Annotated in this window: 12 protein-coding genes; 1 reads left to right on the forward strand and 11 read right to left on the reverse strand. The window is 40.2% G+C overall.

The features are described 5' to 3' along the window. Positions 1 to 14 precede the first annotated feature (14 nt). From I9192_RS14750 to I9192_RS14800, 11 genes are all read right to left on the reverse strand, one after another. A complete protein-coding gene (locus tag I9192_RS14750; protein ID WP_151793541.1) occupies positions 15 to 653 on the reverse strand; it encodes a transmembrane anchor protein in 639 nt (212 codons plus the stop codon). An 11-nt stretch (positions 654 to 664) separates the two neighbouring features. Continuing rightward, complete coding sequence (locus tag I9192_RS14755) at positions 665 to 1,378, reverse strand: HupE/UreJ family protein (protein WP_004828379.1); 714 nt, start codon at positions 1,376 to 1,378, stop codon at positions 665 to 667. Positions 1,379 to 1,383: 5 nt separating this feature from the next. Beyond that, complete coding sequence (locus tag I9192_RS14760) at positions 1,384 to 1,755, reverse strand: hypothetical protein (protein WP_151793542.1); 372 nt, start codon at positions 1,753 to 1,755, stop codon at positions 1,384 to 1,386. 11 nt (positions 1,756 to 1,766) lie between these two features. After that, complete coding sequence (locus I9192_RS14765; RefSeq protein WP_151793543.1) at positions 1,767 to 4,895, reverse strand: efflux RND transporter permease subunit; 3,129 nt, start codon at positions 4,893 to 4,895, stop codon at positions 1,767 to 1,769. 14 nt (positions 4,896 to 4,909) lie between these two features. Further along, complete coding sequence (locus tag I9192_RS14770; protein ID WP_151793544.1) at positions 4,910 to 6,385, reverse strand: efflux RND transporter periplasmic adaptor subunit; 1,476 nt, start codon at positions 6,383 to 6,385, stop codon at positions 4,910 to 4,912. Between the two features lie 10 nt (positions 6,386 to 6,395). Next, positions 6,396 to 7,595: a TolC family protein gene (locus I9192_RS14775; RefSeq protein WP_151793545.1), complete on the reverse strand. Its 1,200-nt coding sequence runs from the start codon at positions 7,593 to 7,595 to the stop codon at positions 6,396 to 6,398. Between the two features lie 47 nt (positions 7,596 to 7,642). Continuing rightward, a complete protein-coding gene (locus I9192_RS14780; RefSeq protein ID WP_151813060.1) occupies positions 7,643 to 8,098 on the reverse strand; it encodes a hypothetical protein in 456 nt (151 codons plus the stop codon). 154 nt (positions 8,099 to 8,252) lie between these two features. Then, positions 8,253 to 9,149, reverse strand: a complete 897-nt coding sequence (locus tag I9192_RS14785) for a recombination directionality factor (protein WP_151793834.1) — start codon at positions 9,147 to 9,149, stop codon at positions 8,253 to 8,255. Between the two features lie 226 nt (positions 9,150 to 9,375). Continuing rightward, positions 9,376 to 10,488 (reverse strand): YqaJ viral recombinase family nuclease, encoded by a 1,113-nt coding sequence (locus I9192_RS14790; protein WP_151793833.1) that lies wholly within the window; start codon positions 10,486 to 10,488, stop codon positions 9,376 to 9,378. Positions 10,489 to 10,653: 165 nt separating this feature from the next. Then, a complete protein-coding gene (locus I9192_RS14795) occupies positions 10,654 to 11,703 on the reverse strand; it encodes a DUF932 domain-containing protein (RefSeq protein WP_151793832.1) in 1,050 nt (349 codons plus the stop codon). Positions 11,704 to 11,766: 63 nt separating this feature from the next. Next, positions 11,767 to 12,084 carry a hypothetical protein gene (locus I9192_RS14800; protein ID WP_151793831.1) on the reverse strand — a complete coding sequence of 106 codons (318 nt, stop codon included), beginning with the start codon at positions 12,082 to 12,084 and terminating at the stop codon, positions 11,767 to 11,769. Between the two features lie 781 nt (positions 12,085 to 12,865). On the opposite strand from I9192_RS14800, the gene I9192_RS14805 reads away from it, so the two are divergent. Further along, the gene (locus tag I9192_RS14805) at positions 12,866 to 13,141 is read left to right on the forward strand and encodes a hypothetical protein (RefSeq protein ID WP_151793830.1); all 276 of its coding nucleotides are present in this window, start codon (positions 12,866 to 12,868) and stop codon (positions 13,139 to 13,141) included. Positions 13,142 to 13,293 lie beyond the last annotated feature (152 nt).

Below are 13,293 nucleotides of genomic sequence, written 5' to 3' on the forward strand. Positions count from 1 at the left end.
AGATTGATCAAAACTTAAAAGACTTTCTTCATTTCACTAAACTGCCCTTCTACAAGTAGAGTTACAGTCACTGGATTTTCAGTACGGTTACGCCAGAACCAACCATGTTTGCCATCAAAAGCTGCCTTTAAGACGCCCTGCTGAGTTGTCTCATTCTTTCCTTTGCCATAGCCATGATAGAACCCTTTAGGAGCATTCACTGGATCACCATGAGTATCATAGTTAAGACCGCCTCCTACAGCTTTCCAATCAAAGTTGACACTGGCACTTTGTGGCATTGTCAGTTTCACTTCAGTTGCTTGGCCCGGTTTAAGCTCAATACTAATGCTCTCTTTATTAATAGCAGGCATAATCATTTGAGCATTATCAGCCGCTATTTGAGTCGAAGTTTCTACTGATATTTGTTCAACACTATTCACTGCCTGTGCAGCATTGATACCATTTTCTGACTCTTCAGCTAGTGATTGTTTGATTTCTCCCATTTTCGTTAAACCAAGCACTTTACCCATACCTGTCGGATCAATTGCATACTCCGCAGGCATGACACAGGTAACTAGCACAACAACGGCACTTACGGCAGCAATTGCTGTTGATTTAATTAACTTTTTTGATGAAGGTAATTCGATATCTTTTGGAATTTCAGCGTTATACATAATTTAGATCCTTATTGAGTAATGAAGCCAGTAAGTTGATAGCCAACAAGTAAAAAACCGAGGAACATGAGGAAGACATTGCTTTGATAAGCTGTTTTAAAGAAATAAGGTGTCTTTCTCCAAAACGTCATTAATAACAAGATGATGCACAGAGCCATAAACTGACCTAATTCAACCCCAATATTGAATGAGATTAAATTTGCCAACAGTCCATCACTCGGAACTTCATATTCCTGAATTTTTACTGCGAGTCCAAAACCATGAATCAGACCAAAAATTAAAGTCGCGATTTTCGTGTTTGGTTGAAAACCAAACCAACGTTGATAAGCCCCCAAGTTATCAAGAGCCTTATAAACAATTGAAAAACCAATGATTGCATCAATGATATAGGCGTTTATCGAGATGTTGTAATAAACACCTACTAGCATCGTAATCGAATGCCCAAGTGCAAATAGGCTGACGTATAAGCCGATATCTTTCATTCGATATAAAAAGAAGATAATGCCAACAAGAAATAATAGATGGTCATATCCAGTGACCATATGCTTCGCACCCAAATAGATGAATGGAATTACATGAACGCCATAAATTTCTTGAATATAGCCCTTATCACCTTCTGCTACTCCATGAGCAAAAAGTGTAGGACTTACCAATGTAATGAATAAAGCAAGTAATAGCTTTATGTAAGCACTTAATTTCACAATGTGTGAAGCAATAATTTGCATGTATATCAAACTCCAAAATTTAAAATGAATTGAAAATCCATTAACTTTTTGGGCGGTTTAAAAATACGACTCACTATCAGATAAACATATTCTTTTGACCAATCTAGAATCGACATCCCCTTTAAGAGATGGGCTAAAACGGTCGATTTAAGTGCGTCATAGCCAACAAAATGTTCATAGTAATTATCTTGGTGACTATGTGAATGTTGTTGGCTTATCTCATGATGGTGAGAGTGAATTGCATCAATTGAAACGTGTCTCTGAAATTCATTTTCAGTTACATGCTCATTAAAGTGCAAACATAAAGCGAGACTGATCATGCAGACTAGCCACATCATCACAAATTTGCTTTGTTTATCTCGCAATATATTTGTCATTAAAGATGCCCCTAAACAACCTGTTCAGTGGCATCGTTTGATTTTCTTGACCTACCTTGGTTAAACCACACATATAAGGTCGGCAAAATAATCAAAGTCAGTAAAGTTGATGAAATAATCCCACCAATAACGACAGTTGCAATCGGGCGCTGAACTTCAGAGCCAATGCCTACGTTTAAGGCCATCGGAATAAAACCTAATGAAGCGACCAAAGCTGTAATCAACACGGGACGGAGTCTTTCCATTGCACCGTGTTTCACTGCATCAATGACACTTTCACCTTGAATTCTAAGTCGTTGAATGGCCGAGACAAGAACCAAGCCATTCAGCACAGCAACACCCGATAAGGCAATAAAACCTACAGCTGCAGAAATTGAGAATGGAATATCACGTAGTGCTAAAGCAATCACACCACCTGTTAATGCAAATGGCACACCTGTGAAAACCAAGATACTGTTTCTAACATTACCTAAAGCCATATAGATCATGGCAAAGATCAGAATTAAAGCAATCGGTACTACAACCATAAGACGATTTGAAGCAGATTCCATTTGCTCAAACGTACCGCCCCAGGTCAGCCAATAGCCATCTGGTAATTTAAAATCAGCATTCAGCTTAGATTGTGCTTCTGAAATGTAACTACCAATATCAGTTCCACGAACATTTGCTGTAATGACGATACGACGTTTACCATTTTCGCGAGAAATCTGGTTTGGTCCTTGAACATTTTTTAACTCGATCAATTCCGATAAAAGAACACTCGAACCATCAGCTAACCTCACAGGAATCTGATAAAGCTTCTCTAGGTCTGTTACCGAGTTTTGGTCCATGCGTACCACAATGTCGAACTTTCGATCTCCTTCAAACACCTTACCTGCTGTCTCGCCTGTAATTAGACTAGAAACCTGTTTTTGTACATCCTCTGCATCAAGCCCATAGTTGGCAATCATGTCTTTTTTCAGCTCAACAGAAACCATGGGTAAACCAGACATCTGCTCGACTTTAAGATCAGCAGTACCATTGACTCCCTCTAAAATCTTAGCGGCAGCGTTTGCTGATTCAAGCAACTGTTCCAAATCATCACCATAAATTTTTACGGCAACATCTGTTCGGACACCTGAAATAAGTTCGTTAAAACGCATTTGAATCGGCTGTGTAAACTCATAATTGTTTCCATATACGCCTTTAGATACGCGTTCAATTTCAGCAACAACTGCAGACTTTTCCTTATCAGGATTAGGCCACTGACTACGAGGTTTCAGCATGACAAAGTTATCTGCAACGTTAGGTGGAACAGGATCAGTCGCAATTTCAGCAGTCCCCACTTTGGCAAAAATAGTCTGAACTTCTGGAATTTTCTTAATCTCTTTTTCTAACGTGTATTGCATTTCAATTGCTTGAGTCAACGACGTGCCAGGAATACGCAAGGCATGTAGTGCTACATCTCCCTCATCCAAGGAAGGTATAAACTCTGAGCCTAAACGAGTCGAAAGACTTGCACTAAAAACAAAGAAAATAGAGACAAAAGCAATTAGCAAATATCTGTGATTTAAAGACCAATCTAAAATTGGGTTATAAAATCTTTTGATGCCATGGACGATTTTTGACTCTTCTTCTTTAATTTCACCGGTAGTGACCAATGCCACCATTGCAGGGACAAATGTAATTGAAAGAATCATTGCTGCCACTAAAGCCATAACCACTGTTGCAGCCATTGGTGTAAACATCTTTCCTTCAACACCAGTCAGAGTCATTACAGGTAGATACACCAAGATAATGATCAATTGACCATAGAGAATCGCTTTGCGGGATTCTTTAGTCGCCTCAAACACAGTCGTAAAGCGTTCTTGCCTTGTTAAAACTCGCCCAAGCTCTTTTTGTTTAATTGCCAATTTTGCTAAGGAAGCCTCAACAATTACAACAGCGCCATCTACAATAATCCCGAAATCTAGTGCCCCAAGACTCATAAGGTTGGCACTAATTTTCTGGTTCACCATACCTGTGATTGTCATCAACATTGATAATGGAATAACTAAAGCTGTAATCAGCGCAGCACGGAAATGACCAAGAAATACAAACAGAACAACGATTACCAGAATCGCACCTTCTAAAAGATTCTTTTTCACCGTCTGTATCGTTGCATCAACCAAAGTTGTACGGTTGTAGACAGCTTTTGCTTCTACACCTTCTGGTAATGATTTTTGAACTTGCTGTAGTTTTTGATCAACAGCATGAGCAACATTTCGTGAGTTCTCACCGATAAGCATGAATGCTGTACCCAGTACAATTTCTTGCCCATCTTTAGTTGCAGCACCTGTACGTAATTCGTGACCAATAGATATTTTGGCAACATCTTTCAATCTGAGAATATAACCATTGCTCGTCGTAATCGGGATATTCTGGATTTGCTCAATCGAGTTAATTTGAGAATCAGAACGAATTAAATACTGTTCACCATTTTTCTCAATATACCCCGAGCCTTTATTCATGCTGTTCTTAGAGATAGCCTCTAAAATCACTTTCTGATCCAGCCCTATGCTACGTAAATAAGCATAATCAGGTTGAACTACAAATTGTTTGAGATAACCACCAATGGTATTGATTTCATTAACACCTTCTACATTTCGAAGCTGAGGTTTAATTACCCAGTCTTGTAAGGTACGTAATTCTGTTGGTGAAAGTGGATTAGGATTATTCTTGGCATTTTCAACGGTATACATGAAGATTTCGCCAAGTCCTGTAGAAACAGGCCCCATAGAAGTTGAAATTCCAACGGGAAGATTTGGTGTCACCCCTTGTAGCTTCTCATTCACTAATTGTCGGGCAAAATAAATATCCGTCCCTTCTTTGAAAATTGCCGTCACTTGTGACAGGCCATACCGAGAGACTGATCGGGTATAGTCTAAATTTGGAATACCAGCCAAAGCCGTTTCAATAGGATAAGTCACCTGAGACTCCATCTCCATTGGAGAGAGTCCTTGAGCTTCACTATTAATCTGAACTTGTACATTCGTAATATCTGGAACAGCATCAATTGGTAGCTTAAAATAGTTATAAGCCCCCAATGCACCAACAAATAGGAATACGATAAGTACAAGCCAACGATTCTTAATCGAGAGTTTAACAATCTGATCAAACATATTCGCTACTCCCCTTAATGGTCATGAGTAGCGCCAGATTTACCTAGCTCTGCTTTTAAAAGATATGAATTTCCTGCGGCATAAACCTGTCCTATTCGTAATCCAGATTTAACTTCCACATACCCATTGTATTTATCGCCAAGCTCCAAAGGTCGAGCTTCAAAATCGTTACCAACACGAATGAATACCACGTCCCAATCACGGAAATTCTGTAACGCATCTTCACGTACAACCATTGGCTTTTGACTTTGATTTTCAAAAATTTGAGCCGTGATTAACTGTCCAGAACGCCACTTAAACTGATTTGGTATCTCAATAAATACCTGCGCTGTACGTGTTTTAGTATCGATGACATCACTAATATATTTGATCTTGCCCAATGCCTCTTCTGTGCCTGTCGGACTTTGAGGTTTAACTTTGACTCTGTTTGTAGGGTTTATAGCATTAAGCTTGTCAGCAGGAACATTTACTACCGCCAAGAGTTGCGAAGTATTTGCGATTTTAAAAATAGGGGTTGAAGCGCTTACATTAGATCCAACAGCACCAAGGATTTCTAATATTGTTCCTGACATTGCTGCACGAACTTCAACTGTTCCATTACCTGAACCGCCATAAGAGCTTATTAAGTTATTCAACTCATTTGCACGAGTTTGAGCAGCATCAAAATCTCTCTTTGCAGAAATATAATCAATCTCAGGTGATACGCGCTTTTGCCATAATGCTCGTTCTTGTTCCATTTTTTGGCGAGCAAACTGTAGAGTATCCAAAGCAACTTTACGATCCGCATTCAAACGAATTAAATCTTGGCTTTGGACAACAGCAAGTAAGTCTCCTTGACTTACTTTATCCCCAATATTACGGTAGGTTTTTATCAGTGTTCCACTAGCTTTTGGTGCAACAAGGCTTTCAAAATTATCAGGAAACTTCAATTCACCTTTCAGTTCCAAAGCATTTTCAAACATCATTGGTTCAACTTTTAGGAGTTCTAAACCACTGCTCTTAATACTACTGTCTAACATGGTGACACGACCTTCTTTCGTATCCCACTTCCAAGTATGTTTTTTCCCTTGATAATCGACATTTACAACCATTAGAAACGAATGTGGCTCATAGACAATTTCATTTCCAATCAAGTAATCACTCTCTGGTTTAAATTGAATATTCTGCTCAGCATCCAAACGCTTAATGTATATATTCGCTTTTAAGTCTTCAGGTTTAAGCGGCTTGTCTTTCAAATACCCATAAACACGGAGGTGTGGTTCCACTCCTTCTTCAAATATCTTAACCTCAGCAGAGAAATCTTCATCTCGATACAAACGACCACCGTGAGGTCCTTTCTCATCTCCAGCTACAGCTACTTTTTCTTCGGCGACCTCACCATGTCCACTCACTTGTGTCTTATTACCAGTTTTATACCAAGCAATAGCACATAAGACGATAAGTAAGGCAACGACACCAGTTGCAATCAATGTATTGGTTTGTTTATTCATATTCTTGCCCCTATTCTTGATCTAAATTAGTAATGTAGTTGCGCTCGACTTCTGCAATTTCTGTCTGCAAAGCCAACCACAAATCGAATCGAGCAAGATGTTTGTCTAGCCAAATTTGCTTGATGTTATTGAACTCAAGTAAAGAGTTTTTCCCTGCTTGGTAACCCATCTCTGCAATTCGCAGACTTTCATTTGTTGCGGGCAAAACTGTTTGATCGTATTGCTTAATCGCATCAATTAAATTGGAAACCTCAATAGATTTGTTTTCCAATTCAATTTTAGAGTTACGACTCACAAGCACAGACTGTGTTTCTGCTTTCGTATGCTCTGCTTGAGCAATCGCAATATTGCCCTTATTTCGATTAAAGATATTGAGAGGTATTGACGTCGAAACTTGGAAAACTTTGTCATTGGTTTCTTGGTAGTTCCTAACCCCGACTCCCAAAGTAATATCAGGTATTGCTTCTTTACGGGCCAGTTCAAACTGAGTCTTTTTCAGTTTTGAACTCAGCATTGCTTCTTGCTCAGACAAACTTATTTTGTTTGTGAAATTAAAGCTTAGCGGAACCTCCAATGCATTACTTGGCAGGTTGGAAGTGAACTTAGTGCATAGATTTTTCTGGAACTGAATCTTCTTCACTTCATTTTGATGGCGCAATTTCGATTCAGAAGAAAGTGCTATGCTTAGTTGAGCATCGGAAGGAATTACTCGCCCGTACTTAAGCCGTTCGGAAAGAACGTTAGCTTGTCTGGCATTCAATTTACTCTCAGAAGAATAAATTTCAGCACGCTGAGTAGCTACATACCAGTTCGCCATACAGATTCTTAAATCTGCTTTGAGTTCAGCCTGACGCTTTGCTATTTCGAACTGATTACGATCACCTTGAAAACTCGCAATCTGTTTTCTCAAGGAAAGTTTATTACTAAGAGGAATCTCTTGTGACAGTCCCAATAAGGTTGTTGGGCCATCCAAATCCTTCAGTTTAGAATTACCGAGATTATCCAACTCCACATTGAAAGTTGGATTATTTAATCTACCAGCAAACTTTTGATTGATTTCATAAGCTTGCTCGGACTGCTGTAAGCTATTGAGTACAGCATCACTTGCGATTACCTGCTTTTGTAGTTCAGCATAATTCGTTTCTGCGAATACATTTGCTGCTGTTGCTACAAATCCACAGGTAAGAAATATCTGATATTTTTTAGACATGACTTTACCTATACAAAAAAATTAAAATTAATTTTTGTATAGAAAGATCAATTACGTAGGACGATTAAGTCTTTAGAGTAGGTATAAGAATTACTAAATATTAGAGGGGATCGCCGCTTTAAAAAGGCTCGATAAACAGGCTTTTCAAAAAGCTGGAAAAAGAATAAAACTAGTGGAAGTGCGAAACTCAGAATAAAGACTGGATCTATGCTTAGATCACTATCAGAAGAAATTGGTTTTACTGAGTGATGATAGATTGGCTCATCAAAATTCTTCCAAGTGTGTGTTTCTACATCATGATCAATAGTACTTGTAAAAGAATCACCTGAGTGCTGCAAAGACCAATGACTAGAGGCATCATCTTCCACAACAATGCTTAATTCATGTTGGTGTTCTATATTTTCAAGTAAGACAGGCGCCCACGCATGAATCCCCGTAATTGTTATCGTAAACAAAAACAGGACAAATGCGAGTATAAGCTTAGACAACCTACTTGAACGCATGGCGATGGACATACTACTGATTTGTTAACAAAATACTAAAAAGCTTTATTAAAGTAAATCCATCTCTTCAACATTCAAGAATGAATATGTTCGAATCTATTACCAAAACTGCAAAAAAAAAGAGTACGAATACTCTTTTCTAATTAAACTCATTCTAGTTGAGAGCTTGTACCGACTGCTGCAACCCTTTCTGGATGTCCTGAACATGTGTTAAATCATTAGATTGCTGACGCTGCTTTGAATTCGCTTCATCCATATAGAACTCTTCAATAATATCCAAGCCCTCCTCTGCTTCTATCTCAAAATTAGCATTGCCATAACCCTGTCGTGCTACATGATCCAAAGCTTCCTGATAAAAACCTGTTGCCTTACTTTGCTCATCCATTTGCTTGGCTGAAGTAATAGCATCATTAAGATTTACTCCATCACGTAGGGTTAAGTCCACATAGTAAATTGGTGTTCGATAACTTTGCGTCGTGCTTTTCCCACGTAAAGTCAGTTGCAATGGCAGGCATGAAAGCAAATCACCAGAAGCAGCATGATAGTAACGAAGCCGTGCTGCCAAAGTCCGGATACTATTAAAACCTGTGGTTCTAAAAATGAATGTGCCCAACTCATCCGATTCATCTAAGTTGACGTACAGTCTGCCATAAGGCTTACACTGCCCACCTTGGGCCAAAGGACATAAATCAGGTGAGGGACATGGGTGTTGTTCAACCCCGTTTTGTCCAAATCGCTGGCAGGTATCTCCATTACCTGTACAAATTGGTCGACCAGTTTGTCGATCAAATAAGGTGTACTCAGCGCGTAAGTTGAGTTCAGGATCATTAAAGATCATCCGTACTGGAATTATTCTGAGTTTTTGATTTTGTGCCTTAGCACGTAACTGCTCATCAAGTGGGTGTTTTACCCAGCCATCCTTGTTCTGGATTTGGCTGGTAATGGTGAACTGGTCATCCTTTTCAGGGACACGCTTGCCATTTTTCTCGATGATCTTACCAATACTGATACGACCTAATACGGGTGGCGTGATTGCTAAACCTTTAATCATGTTGTTTTCCTCTGCGGTAATTTTTAACGTTTGCCCCTTTGATATGTGTAAGAAGCAAACATTTTTTAAATGCATAAATTCAGCGCAGAACAGTCCATTTAGTCGTCAGTAAGTACTTCACGGTACTTGCTGGCGACGGGGGCTGTTTTGCGCTTTTTTGATGAAATGGGATTTGGGAAAGTAATGTGGAAGTTCGAAAGGATTTGCTTAGGCTAATTCGGTTGGATTAATCAGCATCTGTATAAATCTGGAAACGACGTGTGCCCTGTTTGTTTTGTGGGAACTGTTGTAGAAACTCTGGATGCTGTTGCAATAAGGCTTTACTGTCTAAGCTAACTGAATCTTTCGATTTCTTCCAAGTGACTGAACCTGCCTTAAATATGGCTCGTTCTGAATCCTGCATCTTGATTTGGATTTGATGCTTCAACTGATCAAAACTGCTCTGGTGTTGCTCCAGCAAATGACGTTGTTGCAGTAGTTGCTCAAAGCACTGATTGGCTGTGACATCCTCAGATAGATCAGTAGTGCTGAGTGGTATATGGGCTGGATATAAAAGTTGTAGCGCTTTAGCTGCTGATTCAGATGCATCAACATCAGGTGGCACATCCTTCTCTACACATTCCCAGAAGTAACGCTCTGCATCCACAATATATTTGATTACCGTTTCACTGCGCGTGACCTTAAAGATTCGGGTTTCATGTCCACAGATCAAGGCACAGATATGGGCTGCCTGTTTTCCTGTCACTGCAAGTTGATGTTGTACCTGGCATAAAACATAAAGCGGTACACCATCCCGCCATAGTTTTGAACCGTATTCACCTACTGTTTTACACTCCAAGATCTGGACTTCTTCATGCCCCACCACGGCATAATCCAAGTTAGCCAGCATAAAGTGTTTGTCTTCGTCAGGATGTTGAAGTACTGCATTGACGCGACGGACTTTGTGATTGGTATGCATGCTGTAGTATTGGGCCACTAACGGTTCAAGTTGTTTTCCCCAATATAAAGGTGCATAACCAGCACTTTCGTCTTCAATATTTTGCTGCATACGACCGGTCTTGATCATCCATAATTCCAGCATTGACATATACGGATTGAGTCCACATGCCGTTGCTGCATCACTGCTGCCAATGCCCTGTTTTCTGACTTCTAGCCATTGTTGGTAGTTTAGCTTTTTGGTATTGGCAAGACGTTTTGCTGAAGGTAGTTGACTAGTTTTCTTTGGTGTTTTCTTGGTTCGTGTGCCCACCTCAACCTTATGCTCTGTTTCAATCTTGATGGGATAAGGCTGTAAAGGTGAATGATTTAGGGTGTTCTGAATTTGGGTATAACTATTCATAGAGAATATTCCTGTATCGGTAAAATCGTAAAAGCTGAATTTTGGGCATAAAAAAAGCCACATCTGAGGATGTGGCCAAAAGGGTATTGCTTTGCTTGCTACGGTTGTTACCGTAGTTTTAGATTAGGACGTTAAGCTTAATTCAAACTGAATGGATATCTTGATTTAAGCCACCATTCTTAAAGCTTGTTCAAGTCCTCGTTGTTTAATGGCTGCTCCCATACCAAACCATGCAGAGTCCAGGCGATGATCTCTGCTCATGGCACGACGTTCATGATCACAGAATTCAGTAATTGAGCATAATAATCCATACGCCGTATCTTTGACTGAACTGAGCTCTGCCCCACGTCCATGTCCGTTAAACATGGTCATGACTTTTGACATGGCACGTCCATTCGGTTCTGTTTTATTGTCTGATCGAGATGAGTTGGCATGATTCGGCATAGCAGCATTTCGATAGAACTGAATAATACTTTCATCCTGCTCAGCCATGCTCAGACTGGTATTGTTAAACACTGCATCAAAATAAGCGGCAGCTTCTTGTTGAGTCACTTTACGTTGACTCAATTGCTTCATTTCATACATGTGTTCATCCCATGCACGAACTGAGATACCAAGTTGCTGTTTGACTTTCTCTGCATTGAATCGGGTACTGTGCGGAACTTTGACTACACCCGTATTTCCTTGCTGTCCACGTAAAGCGATGGCTAAAGTATTGTTACACACCACCCGAATAGAGGTGAATTGTGCTGTCGTTGCCAATGTTCCATCACAGGCAGTCGCCAATAAAATGTAGCCGTTGCTAACATCCTTTCCTTTTAAAGCTGAGGTCTGTCCAGTCTTTGCCAATGCCCAGAATTTCTTGCCGCCTTTGAGTACACCCGCAGTTTCCAGTTCAAAACCCGATTGTTCAGTTAAGTCTCGATAGAACTCCAAAATTTCCATCGGTTGCACTTCCTGAAAGCGCTGGCTGACCACAGATAAGGGTGCATGGGTATCCGAACGGTATAAAACGCGCTGTTCTTCAAAGGGCATAATGATGCTCTGCCCTCGATGGTTTTGAGCCATGTAACTAACATCTGATGATTCAATCCGCCAATCCATCCCTGCCTGCTGTGCCCAAACCTCTAAAGGTTGATTCGGTGTCAATTGATTACCCAAGCCATGCCAAGGGGTTTGTCCTGTGAATGCCATTGTTTCAACTAAATGTGCCATAAGAATAATTCCTGTATCAATTTTGAATGGGTAAAAGGGTTCGATTTAAATTTTGCTGAATACTTAATTGCGTAAATTTGGGCTAAAGCTGCGGTCACAGTGATTGCAGTAGTACTGTCTGCAATAAGTTGGGTGTAGTGGTTGTTGCTGTTCTTCAACCGTGATCAACATCCAGATACCGCCGATCAGTACCCCAACAATTGCGCCTGCAATTGGTGGAATATTTAGACTTTTAGAAACACTGACTCCCAAAGTGGCAAGTGCCATTGGTGACATCACACTATTTGAAATAGGATTATTGGTTGAAGTACTGGGTAAATGTCGGGGGGATTGCAGTTGTACCGTCTCTCGAGACCGGCAATAAGGGCATGGCAAACTCATTGTGATAAATCCTGTAAATGAATAAAAAAAGCCTGCTGTGGGCGCAGGCAAAATGATGGTTGTGTGTATTTGAAGCATTGCTCTCATTAAGATGCTATGTGTTTGTATTTTTTTAGAATGCGTTTTTTAACATAAGTTTTAGGCATTTTTTGAATATTGGTTAAACAGATCAATTGACCTGTTTTTTTGCAGCGATTATCATGCAAGGGCTGACCTACATTGTCAGTCGGTTTTAGCAGACCGTTTCATACAGCGCATCAGGGTTTATTCTTCTGAGTATTCTCCGTATGCGTAAAAACCTTCTCGTCCCCCTTTGCGGTAGAACGGGAGGGGGACGCGTTCGCGCGTGCTGGTTCTGTATGTCCAGTCTGCTAACCCCTTTTCGTTCTGCCACCATTATTTAGCAGTGATGCGGTAGAACTTCTTATACATACAGGAGTCAATCATGACGCAATTTACTGTGCTTTATTCCCCTGCACTTTCACCGCCTCTCAGGCATTTCAAACCGATTCATTTATCGCACGCTTTCGCTGTGTCCTGATTTACTTAAGGCTTTAATCAACTACTGAATCCATTTTGGTCAGTGGTGTTTTTTGCTGGGTAAAAATCATGAAATTCATCGCACAGCTTATTTTGGTTGTCATCGTCGTGGTGGCTCTTGGGCCAGGCTTTATTTTATTGCTGGGGTTTTTATGGCTGCTGGTCTATCTGGCAGGTTGGCATAAATAGGCAATCCATAACGATTTAAAAAAACAACAAATCACAATGAATTGGGAAATCTATGAAATATCAAATGTGGTTCGGGGTCATCACTATTGTTCTAAGTAGCAGTGTACTCATTGCCTGTGATAGTAAGGTCAAACGTGACTTTAAAGCAGGCTGTCAGGCAGGTGGACTAGATCGTTCAACTTGTTCCTGTATTTACGACAAGGTTGAAGCACATTATTCACCTGAGTTTATGGAAAGCATGGCAGATGTCACCGTTCGAGACACCATGCAGCCACCACCAGATTTTAACAAGGTGATGGCGAATGCCGTACAGCAATGCAAGGAATAACTCAGGGGATTAGAAATGAAAAACTATTTAATTATTGGCTACATCGTCATCGCCGTGATTTGCTCGGTCTATTTCAAAAATTGTAGTAGCACTGCCCACATGCCTTATTCCTACAACCTCGGCAAGGCAGCGGTTTGGCCTGTGACTATTTT

Origin of the sequence: Acinetobacter bereziniae, from assembly GCF_016576965.1 — a bacterium.
In the GTDB taxonomy this organism is placed as follows: Bacteria; Pseudomonadota; Gammaproteobacteria; order Pseudomonadales; family Moraxellaceae; genus Acinetobacter; species Acinetobacter bereziniae.